The organism is Streptomyces sp. NPDC127117 (genome assembly GCF_042677325.1).
In the GTDB taxonomy this organism is placed as follows: Bacteria; Actinomycetota; Actinomycetes; order Streptomycetales; family Streptomycetaceae; genus Streptomyces.
In genome coordinates this window covers 125,069-142,310 of the sequence record NZ_JBHXTM010000002.1, presented here as the reverse complement: position 1 = coordinate 142,310, position 17,242 = coordinate 125,069, and the positions used below count along the sequence as shown (strand labels likewise).

The following is a 17,242-nucleotide window of genomic DNA, read 5'->3' as shown; positions in this document are numbered from 1 at the left end:
CGCTCCGGCGCGGCGCTCAGTCCCGTTCGACGTCCACCTCGGTGAGCCGCGCATACCTGCCGGGATCGGCGCGCCGGATGCGCAGGGCCACCACGAACCCGGCCACGAGCACCACCGGCAGCGGCACCAGCAGCGCCACATTGACCGCACCCGTGCGCCCGGTGAGCAGGTCGAAGTGGAGCGTCGCGAGCACCGAAAGGAGCGCGAGCCCCACAAAGGCGATCAGCGGTGCGACCGCGACCCGCCAGACCGACATGCCGCGCCGGTCCCGGCGGAAGAAGAAACACACGGCGAGCGCGGCCAGCGCCTGCATGATCATGATGCCGAGCACACCGGTGCTGTTGGTCCACAGGAAGATCTCGGCGTACGGATCCGCGTCGATCAGCGCACCGCCCACCACGATCACCAGGCCGAAGACGCTCTGTACGACGACCGCCGTCACCGGCGAACCCTGCCGGGCCGAAACCCGGCCCAGCCGGCGCGGCAGCAGACCCTCGCGGCCAAGGGCGTAGAGGTAGCGGGCCGCGGCATTGTGGAAGGCGAGGGTGGCGGCGAACGCGCTGACCACGATCAGCACATGCATGGAGTCCGCGAGCCACGGGCCGACGAACCGGTCGGCCGCGTGGAACGTCAGCTGCGGACCGTCCGAGGACCGGGCCATCGAGACGGACCTGTCCGTACCGAAGCTGCCCATCAGGATCCACACCCCGACGGCGTAGAACAGTGCCAGGAACCCGATGGCGACGAACGTGGCACGGGGCACGGTGCGCTCCGGGTCACGCGCCTCCTCGGCGTAGATCGCGGTCGCCTCGAAGCCCGTGAACGCGCCGATGACCAGGACGAACATCCCCGCCATGCCGCCCGAGGAGGACAGCACGGACGGATCGAAGGACGTGATGTCCAGAGCCGCGGCCCCCCGGTCCGCCAGCACCCCGACGTCCATCACCAGCAGCACCAGGACCTCCAGCACCAGTGCCACCCCCAGCACCTTCGCGCTCAGTGTGACCCGCAGCCAGCCCAGTACCCCGGTGCCCAGCACACAGAGGGTCGACAGCGGCCACCAGGGCAGTTGCGCACCGGTGAGATCGCTCAGGGTCGTCGAGGCGAAGTAGCCGAACCCGGCGGCGACACCGGGGGCGACGAGGTTGTACGAGAGCGTCGCAAGGTAGGCCGTGGCGACGCCGAGGGTACGGCCGAGCCCTCGGGCCACGTACGCGTAGAAGGCTCCGGCGTTGCGCACATAGCGGCTCATCGCGGTGAACCCGGCGGCGAACAGCACCAGCAGCGCACCGGAGACCAGATAGCCGAGCGGCGTGCCCGGACCGCCGATCCCGATGGCGAACGGCGCGACCCCGGCCAGCACGGTCAGCGGCGCGGCCGCCGCCACGACGAAGAAGACCAGATCGAAGGTGCCGATCTGCCCCTTGGCGAGGCTTCCCGAAGGACCGCCGGACGGCGGGGCGGGATCCACGGGGGCGGAGGGGGCGGAGGGGGCGGGAGAGGCGGGCGGCGGGACGGCCGTCGAGGGTTGCGTCATCGGTGGTTCCTCAGGTGCGAACGGGCGGCTGGGCGCCGAATCCGATGCCTTCTCCAGGCATGGGTCAGCGGAAAAGACCAGTTCAGGGGCGGCCCGATTGGGCGCGGCGCTCAAGCTATCTGGTATACCGAATACCAGGCAAGGGGGTACGGAAGGTTTCCGGAATCTGCGATGATCGCGGCACGGGAGCCGGAAAGAGACCGGCTCCGAAGGGCAGGAAGCGAGTCCATGAGCAGCAGCCGAACCGCCGGCCTCACCGCCAACGGCACCATCGGTGCGGCACATCAGTCGCTGCGCGACCAGGTCTATGCGGAACTGCGCGAGAGGATCATCGACGGCCGCTACCCCTCCGGGCACCGGGTCGTCGAACGGGAGCTCGCGGACGAGCTGGGGGTGTCCCGTATCCCCGTACGGGAGGCCATCCAGCGGCTGGAGACCGAGGGGTTCATCGCGGCGCAGGCCCGCAAGGGCGCGTTCGTCGCCCCGCTCGGCCCGGCCGAGGCCGCCGACTTCTTCGACATCCGGGAACACCTGGAGGCACTGGCCGCCTCGCTGGCCGCCCGCCGCGCCGACCGGGCCGGACTGCGCACCCTGGAAAAGCTCCTGGACCGGGCCCGCCGCGCCGCCGACTCCTCCCGCCGGACCCGTGAACTGGGCTCGGTCCACGCCGACTTCCATCAGCAGATCGTCGTCATGTCCGGCAATCCGCTGCTCCAGGGCCTGATGGCACCGCTCGACGGCCGGCTGCGCCGGCTCTTCAGCCTCACCTCCGAGCCGGGCGACGGCCCCGTGATGTGCGGTGAGCACGAACTGCTCTACGAGGCGATCCGGAGCGGCGACGCGGACGAGGCGGAGCGGATCGCCCGCCGCCATGTGGCCGGCACGCGCGAGACCGCGATGCGGATGCTCGCCGCCGGCACCGCGGACACCGGGACCGGCCCCGCTGCCGGGCCCGCGGACGCCGGCCCCCGGCGCCGGTCCTGACCGAGACGACGCCCATCGCGCGCACGACGTCGCGCACCACCGAAGGAGATCCCAGCCCCATGGCGACGCCCGCCCCCGCCCGCCCCGATGTCCTGTTCACCGCCGTCCGTTCCGCCGACGGGCGCACCCGTGACCTGCTGGTCTCCGAAGGCCGGATAGCCGCCTACGACCCGGCGGAGCTGCCCGCCGGCTGCGCGACCGTGGACGCCGCGGGGGCCCTCGTCCTGCCCTCGCCCGTCGATGCGCACATCCACCCCGACAAATCGACCTGGGGCGGACCTTGGCTGAGCCGTGAACCCGCCCACACGCTCCGGGACCTGATCGATGGCGACGTACGGTCCAGGACCGCCTTCACGGAGCCGGTGGCGGAGCGGGCCGGGGCACTGATGGACCGGGCCGTCGCCCGTGGCACCCGCGCCATGCGGGCCCATGTGGATGTCGCCCCCGTCCACGGCCTCTCGGGAGTGCACGGAGTGCGTGCGGCGGCCGAAGCACGCAAGGACCTCCTCGATGTGCAGATCGTCGCCTTCCCCCAGCTCGGCCTGTTGAGCGAGCCCGGCACTGCCGAACTCATGGAGCAGGCCCTGTCCGAGGGCGCCGACGTCGTCGGCGGCCTCGACCCGATCGGCATCGACGGCGACATGGAGGGCCAGCTGGACTTCGTGTTCGGGCTGGCCGACCGCAGGGGCGCACCGCTCGACATCCATCTGCACGACGGCGGACCGGAGGGCATCCGCCAGATCACCGAGATCGCCCGGCGCACCGTCGCCGCCGGGATGCAGGGACGGGTCACCCTCGGCCATGCCTTCGCCGTGGCCGAGCTGGAGGGCGCCGAACTCGACTCGCTCGCCGCGCTGTTGGCCGACGCGGGCGTCTGCCTGGTCACCTGCGCGCTGGGCGGAGACCCGGTCCTGGACCCCGCACTGCTCACCCCGCGCGGCGTGCGGCTCGGCGTCGGTTCCGACGGTGTGCGCGATGCCTGGACGCCGTTCGGCGACGGCGACATGATCGCCCGGGCGCATCTGCTCGCGTACCGCACGGACGCCCGCACCGATGCCGAACTCGCCGCCTGCTACGAGGCGGTGGCCCAGGGCGGCGCCGCACTGCTCGGACTGCCCGCCTCCCGGCTGGAGACCGGCGACCCGGCGGACTTCGTCCTGGTGGCCGCGGATTCGCTGCCCGAGGCCATCGTGGACCGCCCGGTTCCGTCCGTGGTGGTACGCGCGGGCCGGGTGATCGCCCGCGAGGGCCGGCTGGTCTGAGACGTGCGGGCCCGGCGCGGCGGCGGCCGGTCAGCCGCGGTCGAGTGCGCGATCGGTGAGGGGGCCCGCGCAGCCGGTGTAGTGGGCCGGGTCGGTCAGTTCGCCCAGGTCGAGACCGGCGAGTTCGGGCTCCTCGTCGAGCACATCGGCCAGGACGTCGGCCAGGTCCGTGGTCTCCGCGCGGGCCCGGTCGGCGGCGCCGGCCAGAACCTCCTCGGCGCGCTTGCGGCCGATCCGCTCGGCGAACACGGCGGCCAGCCGCTCCGAGACGATCAGTCCGTCGGTGAGCTGAAGATTCTCGCGCATGGCGTACGGGACTACGCGCAGCGCCCCGGTGAGTTCGGCGGCGCGGCGCGCGGCCCCGCCGGCGAGCCGCAGCAGTTCGCGCAGCGGCTCCCACTCGGCGTGCCACGCCCCGGCCGGCCGCTCGTCCTCGGCGGCCAGCGATCCGTACAGCGTCGCGGCCAGGCCGGGGGCGCGACGGGCGGCCGCCGCGATCAGCGTGGCGTGCACCGGATCGGCCCGGTGCGCCATGGCGGGCGAAGCGTCGCCCTGTCCCTCGGTGACCTCGCCGATCTCGGTCCGGGAAAGGGTGAGCACATCGGCCGCCATCTTGCCGAGCGCACCCGCCGTGAAGGCGAGCGCGCCCGCCAGGTCCGCGATCGGGGTACGCAGGGTGTGCCATGGCAACAGCGGTTCGGCCAGGCCGAGTTCGTTCGCGAACGCCTGGATCAGGGGCAGCCCGGGATCGATCGCGTCGATGTCCTCGGTGGGCGCGTACGCCTCGAAGGCGGCCAACGTCCCGGCCGCGCCGCCGAGTTGTGCGGGGAGCGACTCCCGTACGACCGAGAGCCGGTCCCTCGCGTCGAGGATCAGCGCCCGCCATCCCGCCGCCTTGAGCCCGAAGGTGGTCGGCACCGCGTGCTGGGTGAGGGTCCGGCCGGCCATCGGGGTGTTGCGATGTGCGGTGGCGAGCAGGGCCACCGCCTCCGCGGCCCGCGCCAGATCGTCGAGCAGCGGAGCCAGGGTCCGCGCGGCGACCAGCATGGCGGCGGTGTCCAGGATGTCCTGGCTGGTCGCGCCCCGGTGCACATACGGCCGGACGTCCGGTTCCACCGCGGCGGCGAGGTCCATCACCAGTGGGGCGACCGGATCGCCGCCCGGGCGGGCGCGCAGCGCCAGATCACGCACGTCGAAGCGGCCCGGCTCGGCCGTCGCGGCCGTGACCGCCCGGCCCGCCTCCGCGGGGGCGAGTCCGCAGCCGGACTGGGCGCGGGTGAGCGCGGCCTCGGCGTCGAGCATCGCCTGCAGGAAGGCGCCGTCGGAGGTGGCCGCCTCGGCGGGGGAGCCGGCCCGCCCGGGGGCGAGCAGACCGGCATCGCTCTCGTACATCGGCTGAACTCCAGGTGGACCGTGTTCGCCGCCCGCTTCGGGCGGATGTCGGACCGGTGGGTACGGAACGGCTTCCGGGCACCGGCCGTGCGGACGTCCGGGCTGTGCGGCGAGATCCGGTGGCTGTCCGCCGGCGTGCGACCGCCGGGCAGCCGTCAGCCCTCTTCGCCCGTCCGGTGGATGCCGAACACCGCACCCTGCGGATCCCGTACGACCGCGATCCGCGGCCCGTCCGGGATGTCGGTCGGCGGCATCAGCAGTTCGCCGCCGGCGCCCTGGGCCGTCGCGGCCGTCGCGTCGACATCCGCCACGGCGAAGTACGGCAGCCAGTTCGACGGTGCCTCCGGCGGGAACCGGTCGTCCATGATGAGCATCCCGCCGAAGTCCTCACCGGCCACACCCCACTGCGTGTACCGGTCCGACGCGGCGTTCACCGTCCAGCCGAAGACCGCGGGGTAGAAAGCGAGCGCCGGGTCGGCCTCGCGGGTGACGAGCTCGACCCAGCCGAGCGCACCGGGGTCGTTCAGGCGCTCGGCGCCGGCGAAGGCGCGCCCCTGCCACAGCGAGAACACCGCACCGGACGGATCGGCGACCACCGCGAACCTGCCCTGGTCGAACACGTCCATCGGGCCGACCAGCAGCGAGCCGCCCGCCGATTTCACCCGCTCCACGGTGCCGTCCGTGTCCTCGGTCGCGAAGGAGACCGTCCAGGCGGTCGGCCGGCCCGGCTGATAGATCGGGCTGAGTGCCGCCACCCGGGCGTCACCGAGGTGCGCCATCGTGTAGCCGCCCGCCTCCTCGCGCGGATCGGTCTCCGAGCGCCAGCCGAAGAGGGCCGCGTAGAACGACTTGGCGGCCGGGATGTCGGGACAACTCAGCTCGATCCAGCAGGGGCCACTGGGCACCGGTTCGGTGAGCTTCATTCGGGTTCCTCCGTGGATGCGTGGGCGCGTGGACGCGTACGGGAGCCGCACCTGCCAGTCCCTGCGCAGTTGAACGCTATGACCTCACGCGGGGCCCGGCCATCGGGGAAGAAATGTTTTACGGGTGTAATACCTGCTAAAGTATTTGGGTGAGTGATACAAGTACCCGGTTCCGGAAACCCTCCGTCCGCAGACTCCCGCTGGCCGCCCCGCTGCGTCTCGCCCGGCCCTCGGACATGTGGTTCAAACCGGCGCTGAGCGTGGTCGTCGCCACCGCCGTACCGGACCTGGTGCTGTTCGCCGCCGACCGGCTCGACCTCGTGATGTACACGATGGCCGGTTCGCTCTGTGCGCTGTACGGCCACAACCTGCCGTACGCCCGGCGCGCCCGGGCGGTCGCCGGAGTCGTCGTGTCGATGGTCATAGGCATGGCGATATCCCTGACCGCGGCCTCTCTCACCGGGTCGACCGCCGTGCTCATCGCCGTGGGAGCGCTGCTCGCCGCCGCGCAGAAGATGCTCTGCGACGCCACCCGCATCGGCCCGCCCGGACCGGTGATCTTCACCTTCGTCACCTCCGCCGCCCTCTTCGCCCCGCAGCATCTGGGCCAGGTGCCCGGCCATCTCGCGCTGACCCTGGCCGCCGGCGCGTTCGCCTGGCTGGTCACGGCCGGCCCCGCGCTCCTGCGCCGCGAGGGCCCGGAGCGCCGGGCCACGGCCCGCGCCCTCGACGCCGCCGCGGCCCACCTCGCCGACCCCGGCCACCGCACCCGGCACACCGCGGCCGCCACCGTGCACGCGGCCTGGCAGACCCTGCTCGCCGCCGGCCGCCCCACGCCCGTACGCCGGGACCTCGAACGCCTGGTCGTGCACGCCGAAGCCGCCCTCACCGCAGCCACCCCCGGCGCCGACCCGGCCGGACCCGACCCGGAACGGCTGCGCGCCTGGGCCCGGCAGACCCGCGCCCGCGGCCCCGTACCCACCCCGCCGCCCGCCCCGGGCACGCACGAGGAACTCTTCGGCATCGACGCCGAGCGGGCCGCCCGGCGCGGCGGAAACCGTCGCGAGGCCCGCCGCGCACTGCTGCGCAGCCTCGCCCCGGGCTCCCCGCTGCTGCCCATCGGCGCCCGCGTGCTCCTCGGGTGCGCCCTGGCCGGATACGTCTCCCAGGCGGTCGGCGTCGGCCGCCCCTACTGGGCGATCGTCACCGCCGCTTCCCTGTACCAGGCCAATGTGACCCTGTCCTGGAACCGGGCGCTCCAGCGCACCCTCGGCAATCTGCTCGGCGTCCTCGTCTTCGCCGCGATCCTCCCGGTCAGCCGCACCGGACCGCTGGCCCTCATCGGCTTCTGCCTGTTCTTCGGCTTCGCGGCCGAGGCCCTGATCACCCGCAACTACTGGCTCGGCTCCGTCGCCGTCACCCCGATGGCACTGCTGGTGCTGGAATTCGGCGGCACCCACCCGGCCGGTGAACTCATCGGCGACCGGGTCCTGGACACGCTCATCGGCGCCGGGGTGGGCATCCTCGCCGCCATGCTGGTGACCAACCGCCGCGCCGCCGGACGCCTGGAGAAGGCGCTCGCCGCCACCGACCTGGCCCGCGCCCACGCCGTACACGCACTGGCCGCCCCGCAGCCCACGCCCGCCGCGCTCGACGCAGCAGGCCGCAGGCTGACCGGATCGCTCGTCGAACTGCGCGAGGCGGACGACACGGCCGCGGGCGAATGGTGGCAGCGCGCCCTGCCCCAGGAGCGGGTCCTCGCGGCCGAGCAGGCCGGACACCGTACGCTCGCCGCGACAGCAACACGGCGGGGGTCGATCGCCCGCGCCCCGGAGAACGGAGCGGTGTGACCGACGACATCGTCGCCTCGGTGGTACGGCAGTGGCAGGCCGTCAACCCGGAACTGGACACCGGACCGATGGAGCTCATCGGCCGGATCAACCGCTGCGCGGCCCTGCTCCAGCAGGCCGAGGACGCCCCGCTGCGCGCCGCCGGCCTGACCCGCGCCGAGTTCGACCTGCTCGGTGCCGTACGCCGCACCGACCGGGAACTCACCCCCGGAGAACTGGCCAGGGAGACCTTCTCGTCCGGCGCCGCCGTCACCAAGCGGCTGCGGGTCCTCCAGGAGCGCGGACTCGTCGACCGCCGCAGCGACGAACGCGACCGCCGGGTCAACCACATCCGTCTCACCGAGGAGGGGCGCGCGCTGGTGGACATGCTGCTGCCTCGGCAGCTCGCGTACGAACGTGCGGTGCTGTCCGGTCTCGACGAGCAGTCGCGCACCAGGCTCAGCGCCCAGCTCAGCGAGCTGCTGGTGCAACTGGAGGGACGCATCGGCGGCGCCCGGCACTGAGACGCGGGGACAGGTCCGATGCCGGTTCCGACGGCCCCGGAGAAAAATCCCGCGCGGATTCCCGTACGCCGTTGCTAACGTCCACCGCATGAAGCGCGCTGCCATGACGACGACGCCGGAGAGTGTCCCGGCGCGCTGACAGCTGTGCAGTGAGAAGCCCCGGGGCGAGTGCCCCGGGGCTTCGCCTTGCGGTCACCCGCCCGACGACCGTGAGGAGACCGCCATGCACGACCACCGCAAGCTCGGCCGCGAACTGGGCCTGTTCGACACCGACCCGCTGATCGGCGCGGGACTGCCCTACTGGCTGCCCGACGGCGCCGCCGTGCGCCACACCCTGGAGGAGTACATCCGCACCGCCGAACGGCGGGCCGGCTACCGGCACGTGTACTCGCCGGTGCTCGGCAAGCGGGAGCTGTACGAGATCTCCGGGCACTGGTCGCACTACAGCGACGACATGTTCCCGCCGATGGACCTGGGCGGGGAACAGGTCGTGCTGCGGCCGAGCCTGTGCCCGCACCACGCCGTCATCTACCGCTCCCGCTCCCACAGCTACCGCGAACTGCCGCTGCGCATGGCCGAGCTGGGCGGCATGTACCGCTCCGAGCTGTCCGGAGTGCTCGGCGGACTGACCCGGGTACGTTCCATCCAGCTGAACGACGCGCACATCTTCTGCACCCCGGACCAGGTCGCCGAGGAGGCACGGGCCGCCCTGGAGATGATCGGCGCGGCGTACCGCGCGTTGGGCATCAGTGCGGCCCGCTACCGGCTCTCCCTGCCCGGTCCGGGCGGGAAGTACGTCGACGATCCCGGGATGTGGCGGAAGTCCACCGCCCTGCTGACCGAGGTCCTGGACCGCTCCGGGGTGCCCTACGAGGCGGCCGAGGGCGAGGCCGCGTTCTACGGCCCCAAGATCGATGTCCAGGTGGCCGACGGCGCCGGGCGCGAGTCCACCCTCTCCACCGTGCAGATCGACTTCCATCAGCCGGGCCGGTTCGATCTGCACTACACCGGCGCCGACGGTGCGAAACACCGGCCGGTCATGATCCACCGCAGCATCGTCGGCAGCGTGGAGCGGGCCGTCGCCCAGCTGATCGAGGTGCACGGCGGGGCCTTCCCCGCCTGGCTCGCCCCCACCCAGCTGGCGATCATCCCGATCTCCGACGCCGAACTCCCCGACGCCCGGGCGCTCGCCCGGCAGTGCGCCGGCCTGGGACTGCGGGCCGAGATCGCCGGACCGGAACGCGGCACCCTCCCGGCCCGCGTCCGCGAGGCCCGTCTGGTGCCCTGCCAGGCAGTCATCGGAGCGAGGGAGGCCGCCGAGGGACAAGTGGCCCCGCGGCTGCGCGACGGAACCCGGCCGGCGCCGCGGCCCGCGGACGAATTCCTCGCACGGATCGCCGCCCTGGTGGGGGAGCACGCCATCGAACTCCGCCTGTAGACGCCACCGGCGGCGGACCGCCGGAGCCGGGCGCCGGAGCGGGACGGCGCGCTCCGGCGGTCCGTTCCGGCGTACGCACAACGGTGGCCGCCGGGCCGGAACGGCTCAGTCCGTGTCCAGCAGCGCGGCGGACAAGCGGAGTTCTCCGGCCAGGCGGACGAGTGCCGCGTCGTCCCCGCGATCGGCGGGTGCCGATGCCATCAGGGCGAGCCGGTCGCGCCAGCTCGACCCCGCCAGCGGCACGGCCACGGTGTTCATGCCCCGGACCGACTCCCCGCGGCTGAGCGCGTATCCGAGGGAGCGGACCTCCTTGAGCTCGGCGAGCAGCGCGGAGCGCGAGGCGAGGGTCTCCGATGTGGTCGCGGGCAGCTCCTGGCGCGGGTAGAGGCCGCAGACCTGCTCCGGCGTCATCCGGGAGAGCAGCAACTTCCCGCCCGACGTGGCGTGGGCGGGGTGCGTACTGCCGGGTTCCGCCATCACGCGTACCGAATGTGGGGACTCGCGGCCGTCGGTGACGATGATCCGGTCACCGCTCAGCGCCGTGCACTGCACCGTCTCGCCGGTGCGCAGCACCGCGTCCTCCAGCACCGCCGCGAGCCGTTCGCGGACGGCCGGGCCGAACCCCGCCGGGCGGCCGAGGCGGACCAGTTCCGGACCGGCCGAGTAGCCCCGGCCGGAGAAGTCCCGGATCGCGAAGCCGCGTCCTTCCAGCGTGCGGAGCACCCGGTGCGCGGTGGACCGGCCCACGGAGAGCAGCTCGGCGGCCTCGGAGACCGTGAGCGTGTCATGGGCCAGGAAGAGCTGCATCAACCGGAGCCCGGTGTCGAGCGATTCGATGGTGTAGCTCCGATTCGGTCCCATGGCGTGCCGGTTCCCCTTCGCTCGAATGTGCTCCTTTCGATCCGGTTCGATCACATGTGCGCCTGTCCTGTGCTGCGGGACGGGTGCGCGTGAACAACCGGATCGAAGTTCCCGAACTTCCTTGATTCAAGCCTATGTTGCCCCGCTCTCCGGTACGAACGGAGACCGTTCCCGACGGATCACCTCGACTGTCACTCCTTGTGCACGCGTGACGGCGGTGCGTGCAAAAACTCGTGAGTGTATTACCGCTGGAGCGCTCGCGCAGGGGGTTGGGTGAATGTGCCGAAGCACTGATTCGATCTGACTAAGCTCACGCGCAGTGAAGTCGAGTTGATATGAATTCGAGCGCTTGTTCCCGACTGTCCTGCAAGCGTGCATACCTCCCGAATCAACCGCCAGAGGTCTTAGATGGTTCGTGTTGAATCACCGCCGATCGACCGAGAACCCTCCGTCGCTCGCGCCGTGTTCCTGCCCGTGCTCCTGATGGGCGGCGCCACCGCCGCCGCGGCGGCACTGGTCTCCACGGCCGCGCGGATACCAGTCGTCTGGTGCGGTGCCGTCGCCACCGTCGTGGTCGCCGCCCTGAGCGTCAGGCTCACCCGCCGGGCGCGCGAGCTGCGTACCCAGCGCGCGGTGTACGAACGGCGCTTCGCCGACCTGGAACGGCGCATCGCCACCCACGACGACGAGACCGTGCGGATCAGCAAGGAGCTCCTGCCGGCCGCCATCCACCGGCTGCGCGTGGGCAATTCGCCCGAAGAGGTGCTCCGCGACGTCGTCGACGCGGACGAGATGTACCGCGACCTGCCCGATGCCCAGCGCACCCTCGTCTACACGGTGCTGCACATCATCGACAACGAAGAGGCGATGCGTGACTCCGCGCAGCGCGCCTTCGTCAACGTCGCCCGGCGCGTCCAGGCGATCGTCCACCGCCAGGCGAGTGAACTGCGTGAGATGGAGGAGCACCACGGGCGCAACCCCGACGTCTTCGACGACCTGCTCCGCATCGACCACGGCACCGCACTGATCGGCCGCCTCGCCGACTCCATCGCGGTGCTCGGCGGTGCCCGGCCCAGCCGCCAGTGGCCCAAGCCCGTACCGCTGTTCAGCGTGCTGCGCGGCGCCATGTCGCGGATCCTGGAATACCCCCGCGTCGATCTGCACTCGATCGCCAAGGTCGCCATCATCGGCACCGCCGTCGAGCCGCTCATCCACGCCTGCGCCGAACTCCTCGACAACGCCACCCGGTACTCGCCCCCGCAGACCCGGGTGCACGTCACCGCCGTCGAGGTACAGACCGGCATCGCCATCGAGATCGAGGACGGCGGCGTCTCGCTCAGCGAGGAGGCCCGCTCGCGGGCCGAGAACATGCTCGCCAGGGCGCAGGCCGGCTCCAACATGAACGACCTCGGCGAGTCCCCGCGGCTCGGCATGGCCGTCGTCGGCCGGCTCTCGCGGATGTACGACCTCCAGGTCTCGCTGCGGCAGTCCGCGTACGGCGGTGTCCGCGCCGTGCTCATCGTGCCCCGCGCCATGATCACCACCGGACCCGCTCCCGGCATCGCCCACGGCATCGGCGCCACGTCGAGGCCCACCAGCGACATCGACCAGGAGGCCATGAAGCACGTCGTGCCGGCCCGTCGCAAGCCCCGTACCCCCGTGGCCCAGCGACCCGCCACCGGGCCGGTCGCACCCGCCACCCGGCCGGTCCTGCCCCCCGCCGCCATGGAGGACGACGTCCCCGTGGTGACCGAGTGGACCGCGGGCGGACTTCCGCAACGCCGCAGTCGCGGCCGGGCACCGCTCGGCTCGCACAACCTCCCGGCCCAGCCCGCCGACCCCACCGCAGGCCGGCGCAACGGCCACACCAACGGCCACACCAACGGCCACGGTGACGGCGGCGGCAAGGAGCAGCCCCCCGGGCTCTGGCTGGAGGCCTTCACCAACGCGGTCAACGGCGTACCGCAGGACCCGAAGACCGACGAAGACTCTGACGATGCGTGGGACAAGGGAGACCTGAAGTGATCCAGCAGCGGGGAAACATGGACTGGATGCTCAAGGAACTGGCCGACGACGTACCGGACATCCACCAGATCGTGGTGCTCTCCGCCGACGGTCTGCGCATCGCCCGGCACGGCGGCGACCCCGATGTCGCCGACCGTCTCGCGGCGGCCTGTGCCGGGCTGCAGAGCCTGGCCGCCGCCGTCGCCTCCGAAATCCCCTACAGCGACGGGCTCATGCGGCTGGTCGTCATCGAGGTCACCGGCGGATTCTTCTACCTGATGGCCGCCGGAACGGGCGCCTACCTCGCGGTGCTCGCCGGCGAGACGGTCGACGCGGGGCTCGTCGGATCGCGAATGCGTGACATGGTCGTCAGGATCGGCGCCCACCTGACGAGCCCGCCGCGCCACGACGGGCAGGCCGGATGAACTCTCCCCGACGAGAACGCCGAAAAGCCGATCCGGCTCTGAGCGATCCGGAACGGCTGTACGTGATCACCGGCGATCCCGACGGCAGCGAGCGGGCGCAGCTCGACCTGGTCACGATGATCGTCGCGCAGGCACAGCCGACGCCGACGGTCCAGCCCGAGCAGGCCGTGATCCTGCGGCTCTGCCAGGCGCCGTTATCCGTCGCCGAGATCTCGGCATACCTCGGTCTGCCCTTCAGCGTGGTGACCTCGCTCCTCACCGAACTCCTCGCTGCCGGACTCATCGAATCGCGCGCACCCATCGTCCGCGCCACCCTCCCGGACAGGTCCCTTCTCGAAGCGGTGATGCATGGACTTCAGAAGCTCTGACACGATCACCGGCCCCCGGAGCGAGGACGTCCTTCCCACCACGGCGACAGCCGCGGTGAAGGTCGTGATCGTCGGCGGGTTCGGGGTCGGCAAGACGACCATGGTCGGTTCCGTCAGCGAGATCCGGCCGCTGACCACCGAAGAGACCATGACCCAGGCCGGCGTCGGCGTGGACGACAACTTCGGGGTGGAGAGCAAGACCGCCACCACCGTCGCCATGGACTTCGGCCGGATCTCCATCAGTGAGGAGCTGATCCTCTATCTCTTCGGCACCCCGGGCCAGGAACGGTTCTGGTTCCTGTGGAACGGCCTGTTCGAAGGTGCCCTCGGCGCGGTGGTCCTGGTCGACACCCGCCGCCTCGAAGTCAGCTTCGACGTCATCGGGAGACTGGAGGAGCGCGGCGTGCCGTTCGTCGTCGCCGTCAACACCTTCCCCGGCGCCCCGAAGCACCCCGTCGAGGCGCTGCGGACCGCTCTGGACCTCCCCGACGAGGTCCCCATGATCGACTGCGACGCCCGACTGCGCGGCTCCAGCCGCGACGTGCTGATGACCCTGATGCGCTATCTGCACAGTCTGGCCCTCCCGCTCGCCTGACCGCAGTACCAACCCCCTTCGCGCATCCCCATCCGTCCGGTACTTGGCCTGATCCCTGGAGCGATCGTGACAACCCCATTCCACTACGAGCCCGGAGCGGCCCCCGGGCCGGTTCCGCCCCCCGAGTGCCCGGCCCACGGCCTCGGTATCGGCCCCGGCGGACTGCGCCGGCTCTACGGCCCGGAGGCCGAGCGGAACCCCCACGGGCTCTACGACAAGCTGCGCGCCGAACACGGCACCGTGGCCCCCGTGTTGCTGCACGGGGACGTACCCGCCTGGCTGGTCCTCGGACACAGCGAGAACCTGCACATGACCCGCACCCCCTCGCAGTTCTCCCGCGACTCCAGGCGGTGGCGGGCCCTGCAGGACGGCAGTGTCGCTCCGGACCACCCGCTGGCCCCGATCTTCACCTGGCAGCCGATGTGCGTGTTCGCCGACGGGGCCACCCACGAACGGCTGCGCGGCGCGGTCACCGACAGCATGGGCCGGATCGACACCCGCGGCGTCCGCCGCCACGTCAACCGCTACAGCAACCGGCTCGTCAACGACTTCTGCCAGCAGGGCCGGGTCGATCTGGTCAGCCAGTTCGCCGAGCGGCTGCCGATGATGGTGATGTGCGCGATCATCGGCATGCCCGAGGAGTACAACGACCGGATGGTCCAGGCCGCCCGCGACATGACCCGGGGCACGGCGACCGCCGTCGCGAGCAACGCCTATGTGCTCGACGCGCTGACCCGGCTCGTCCAGCGCCGCCGGCGCGAACCCGCCGACGACTTCGCCACCTGGCTCGTCGAACACCCCGCCGGGCTGAACGACCAGGAGGTCAGCGAGCATCTCCGGCTGATCCTCATCGCCTCCTACGAGGCGACCGCCAACCTGATCGCCAACGTCCTGCGGATGGTGCTCACCGACCCGCGATTCCGGGCCAGGCTCAGCGGTGGTCACATGACGGTCCCCGAAGCGGTCGAGCAGACGCTGTGGGACGAGCCGCCGTTCACCGCGGTCTTCGGCCGCTGGGCGGTCGGCGACACCGAGCTGGGCGGCAAGCAGATCAAGGCCGGCGACGCGTTGATCGTCGGCATCGCGCCGGCCAACACCGACCCGGTGGTCCGGCCCGATCTCAGCGCCGACATGGCGGGCAACCGCGCCCACCTCGCGTTCAGCGGCGGCCCCCACGAATGCCCCGGGCAGGACATCGGGCGAGCCATCGCGGACGTCGGTGTCGACGCCCTGCTGATGCGACTGCCCGACCTCGAACTCGCCGTCGAGGAGACCGAGCTGAGCTGGGTCGGGAACATCATGGGCCGGCACCTGGTGGAACTGCCGGCCGACTTCGCCTCCCGCGCGCCGCAGGACGACAAGGAACCGCCGTCCATGGGCAGGCCCAATCCGCCGCGCCAGGACTGGGAGGTGCAGTCGACCGTCCGGCACACCGCGCCCACACCCGGCCGCGCCACGGCCACCCCCCCGATGAGTACGGCGTCCACGGCCACCGCCGTCGACGAATCCGGGAGCCCCGCCCCCGCCCCTTCCGCCGTCGGCGGGATCCCGCAGCAGCGCGGCGAATCCGCCCCGGCGAGGCTGTGGCGGGCCGTCTCCCGGTGGTGGAGCGGCAACTGACCCGACACGCCCCTCGGGAGTGAGTGCGGCAGCGGCGTCCGGCCCGGTGACCGAGGACTTTCGGGTCCACGGCCACCGGGCGGGACGCCGCCGGGGCCCCGGACCGGGACCGCCCCCGTACCATGCACAAGCGTGAAGCTGACAATTCTGGGCGGCGGCGGATTCCGGGTACCACTCGTGTACGGGGCGCTGCTCGCCGATCACGCCGAAGGCCGCGTCGACGCGGTCACCCTCTACGACACCGACGCCGACCGGCTCACCGCCGTGGCCCGGGTGCTCGGCGAACAGGCCGCCGACGTCCCGGACGCGCCCACCGTCACCGCCACCACCGACCTCGACGAAGCACTGCGCGGCGCCGACTTCGTCTTCTCGGCGATCCGCGTCGGCGGCCTCGAAGGCCGGGCGGCCGACGAACGGGTCGCCCTCGACGAAGGCGTGCTCGGCCAGGAGACGGTCGGCGCGGGCGGGATCGCGTACGGGCTGCGCACCGTGCCCGTCGCCGTCGACCTCGCGCAGCGCATCGCGCGGCTCGCTCCCGATGCCTGGGTCATCAACTTCACCAACCCGGCCGGCCTGGTCACCGAGGCCATGTCCCGCTACCTGGGCGACCGGGTCATCGGCATCTGCGACTCCCCGGTGGGCCTCGGCCGCCGGATCGCCCGGGTGCTCGGCGCCGACCCCGACCGGGCCCGGATCGACTACGTGGGGCTCAACCATCTGGGATGGGTCCGCGGACTGTACGTCGACGGCCGGGACGAACTTCCGAGACTGCTCGCCGACCCGGAACTCCTCGGCTCCTTCGAGGAGGGCAGGCTCTTCGGCACCGACTGGCTGCGGTCGCTGGGCGCCGTCCCCAACGAATACCTGCACTACTACTACTTCAACCGGGAAGCGGTCCGCGCCTACCAGGACGCCGAGCAGACCCGCGGCGCCTTCCTGCGGGAGCAGCAGGAGGGCTTCTACGCCCGGATGAAGGACCCCGCCACCCCCGCCCTGGCCACCTGGGACCGCACCCGCGCCGAGCGCGAGGCCACCTACATGTCGGAGAACAGGGAGGTCGCCGGGGTCGGCGAGCGGGACGAGAGCGATCTGGAGTCCGGCGGCTACGAGCAGGTGGCGCTCGCCCTGATGCGGGCCGTCGCCCGCAACCAACGGACCTCGCTCATCCTCAACGTCCGCAACCGCACCACGCTCCCGGTGCTCGACGCGGACGCCGTCATCGAGGTGCCCTGCCTGGTCGACGCCAACGGTGCCCATCCCGTCGCCGTCGACCCGCTTCCTTACCACGCCGTCGGGCTGGTCACCGCGGTCAAGGCGGTCGAGCGCGCGGTGCTGGACGCGGCGGCGAGCGGCTCCCGCGCCACCGCCGTGAAGGCCTTCGCACTGCACCCGCTGGTCGACTCGGTGACCGTGGCCGGACGTCTCGTCGACGGCTACATCAAGGTCCATCCCCAACTCGCCTATCTGAACCGCCCGTAGG

At 72.1% G+C, this 17,242-nt stretch carries 15 protein-coding genes; 11 read left to right on the top strand and 4 right to left on the bottom strand.

The genetic code is table 11. The features are described from left to right. Positions 1–16: 16 nt before the first annotated feature. Complete coding sequence (locus tag ACFVH0_RS02670) at positions 17–1,537, bottom strand: APC family permease (RefSeq protein WP_385817633.1); 1,521 nt, start codon at positions 1,535–1,537, stop codon at positions 17–19. A 228-nt stretch (positions 1,538–1,765) separates the two neighbouring features. Between ACFVH0_RS02670 and ACFVH0_RS02665 the strand changes: the two genes are divergently transcribed. Next, the gene (locus ACFVH0_RS02665) at positions 1,766–2,521 is read left to right on the top strand and encodes a GntR family transcriptional regulator (protein WP_385817632.1); all 756 of its coding nucleotides are present in this window, start codon (positions 1,766–1,768) and stop codon (positions 2,519–2,521) included. A 59-nt stretch (positions 2,522–2,580) separates the two neighbouring features. After that, a complete protein-coding gene (locus ACFVH0_RS02660; protein WP_385817631.1) occupies positions 2,581–3,783 on the top strand; it encodes an amidohydrolase in 1,203 nt (400 codons plus the stop codon). A gap of 30 nt (positions 3,784–3,813) precedes the next feature. Here ACFVH0_RS02660 and pcaB read toward each other — a convergent pair whose 3' ends face one another. Both pcaB and ACFVH0_RS02650 read right to left on the bottom strand, forming a co-directional pair. Further along, the gene (gene pcaB, locus ACFVH0_RS02655; RefSeq protein ID WP_385817630.1) at positions 3,814–5,175 is read right to left on the bottom strand and encodes a 3-carboxy-cis,cis-muconate cycloisomerase; all 1,362 of its coding nucleotides are present in this window, start codon (positions 5,173–5,175) and stop codon (positions 3,814–3,816) included. A gap of 155 nt (positions 5,176–5,330) precedes the next feature. Continuing rightward, the gene (locus ACFVH0_RS02650) at positions 5,331–6,098 is read right to left on the bottom strand and encodes a VOC family protein (protein ID WP_385817629.1); all 768 of its coding nucleotides are present in this window, start codon (positions 6,096–6,098) and stop codon (positions 5,331–5,333) included. A gap of 149 nt (positions 6,099–6,247) precedes the next feature. Between ACFVH0_RS02650 and ACFVH0_RS02645 the strand changes: the two genes are divergently transcribed. The 3 genes from ACFVH0_RS02645 to thrS all read left to right on the top strand — a co-directional run bounded on the left by ACFVH0_RS02645 (position 6,248) and on the right by thrS (position 9,889). Then, entirely contained in the window at positions 6,248–7,948 is a 1,701-nt protein-coding gene (locus tag ACFVH0_RS02645; RefSeq protein WP_385817627.1) for an FUSC family protein, read from the top strand. Further along, entirely contained in the window at positions 7,945–8,451 is a 507-nt protein-coding gene (locus ACFVH0_RS02640) for a MarR family winged helix-turn-helix transcriptional regulator (RefSeq protein ID WP_385817626.1), read from the top strand. Before ACFVH0_RS02645 ends, ACFVH0_RS02640 begins: the two co-directional genes overlap by 4 nt. A gap of 142 nt (positions 8,452–8,593) precedes the next feature. After that, a complete protein-coding gene (gene thrS / locus ACFVH0_RS02635) occupies positions 8,594–9,889 on the top strand; it encodes a threonine--tRNA ligase (protein WP_385817794.1) in 1,296 nt (431 codons plus the stop codon). A 105-nt stretch (positions 9,890–9,994) separates the two neighbouring features. On the opposite strand, the gene ACFVH0_RS02630 is transcribed toward thrS, so the two are convergent. Next, the gene (locus tag ACFVH0_RS02630; protein ID WP_385817625.1) at positions 9,995–10,750 is read right to left on the bottom strand and encodes an IclR family transcriptional regulator; all 756 of its coding nucleotides are present in this window, start codon (positions 10,748–10,750) and stop codon (positions 9,995–9,997) included. Positions 10,751–11,158: 408 nt separating this feature from the next. On the opposite strand from ACFVH0_RS02630, the gene ACFVH0_RS02625 reads away from it, so the two are divergent. The 6 genes from ACFVH0_RS02625 (at position 11,159) to ACFVH0_RS02600 (ending at position 17,241) form a co-directional block, all read left to right on the top strand. Next, positions 11,159–12,775, top strand: a complete 1,617-nt coding sequence (locus tag ACFVH0_RS02625) for a sensor histidine kinase (protein WP_385817624.1) — start codon at positions 11,159–11,161, stop codon at positions 12,773–12,775. Next, positions 12,772–13,179, top strand: a complete 408-nt coding sequence (locus tag ACFVH0_RS02620; protein ID WP_093896207.1) for a roadblock/LC7 domain-containing protein — start codon at positions 12,772–12,774, stop codon at positions 13,177–13,179. Before ACFVH0_RS02625 ends, ACFVH0_RS02620 begins: the two co-directional genes overlap by 4 nt. Next, positions 13,176–13,547, top strand: a complete 372-nt coding sequence (locus ACFVH0_RS02615; RefSeq protein ID WP_259928340.1) for a DUF742 domain-containing protein — start codon at positions 13,176–13,178, stop codon at positions 13,545–13,547. Before ACFVH0_RS02620 ends, ACFVH0_RS02615 begins: the two co-directional genes overlap by 4 nt. Continuing rightward, positions 13,528–14,142 (top strand): ATP/GTP-binding protein, encoded by a 615-nt coding sequence (locus ACFVH0_RS02610; RefSeq protein WP_385817623.1) that lies wholly within the window; start codon positions 13,528–13,530, stop codon positions 14,140–14,142. The genes ACFVH0_RS02615 and ACFVH0_RS02610 overlap by 20 nt, the downstream gene beginning before the upstream one ends. A gap of 66 nt (positions 14,143–14,208) precedes the next feature. After that, on the top strand, positions 14,209–15,762 hold the full coding sequence (locus ACFVH0_RS02605; protein ID WP_385817622.1) for a cytochrome P450: 1,554 nt from the start codon (positions 14,209–14,211) through the stop codon (positions 15,760–15,762). A 132-nt stretch (positions 15,763–15,894) separates the two neighbouring features. Next, positions 15,895–17,241, top strand: a complete 1,347-nt coding sequence (locus ACFVH0_RS02600; RefSeq protein WP_385817621.1) for a 6-phospho-beta-glucosidase — start codon at positions 15,895–15,897, stop codon at positions 17,239–17,241. Position 17,242: the final 1 nt, after the last annotated feature.

Bases quoted from the DNA above. Each gene is read 5' to 3' on its own strand.
- ACFVH0_RS02670 (WP_385817633.1), bottom strand. From the start codon at position 1,537: ATGACGCAACCCTCGACGGCCGTCCCGCCGCCCGCCTCTCCCGCCCCC.
- ACFVH0_RS02665 (WP_385817632.1), top strand. From the start codon at position 1,766: ATGAGCAGCAGCCGAACCGCCGGCCTCACCGCCAACGGCACCATCGGT.
- ACFVH0_RS02660 (WP_385817631.1), top strand. From the start codon at position 2,581: ATGGCGACGCCCGCCCCCGCCCGCCCCGATGTCCTGTTCACCGCCGTC.
- pcaB (WP_385817630.1), bottom strand. From the start codon at position 5,175: ATGTACGAGAGCGATGCCGGTCTGCTCGCCCCCGGGCGGGCCGGCTCC.
- ACFVH0_RS02650 (WP_385817629.1), bottom strand. From the start codon at position 6,098: ATGAAGCTCACCGAACCGGTGCCCAGTGGCCCCTGCTGGATCGAGCTG.
- ACFVH0_RS02630 (WP_385817625.1), bottom strand. From the start codon at position 10,750: ATGGGACCGAATCGGAGCTACACCATCGAATCGCTCGACACCGGGCTC.
- ACFVH0_RS02625 (WP_385817624.1), top strand. From the start codon at position 11,159: ATGGTTCGTGTTGAATCACCGCCGATCGACCGAGAACCCTCCGTCGCT.
- ACFVH0_RS02615 (WP_259928340.1), top strand. From the start codon at position 13,176: ATGAACTCTCCCCGACGAGAACGCCGAAAAGCCGATCCGGCTCTGAGC.
- ACFVH0_RS02610 (WP_385817623.1), top strand. From the start codon at position 13,528: ATGGACTTCAGAAGCTCTGACACGATCACCGGCCCCCGGAGCGAGGAC.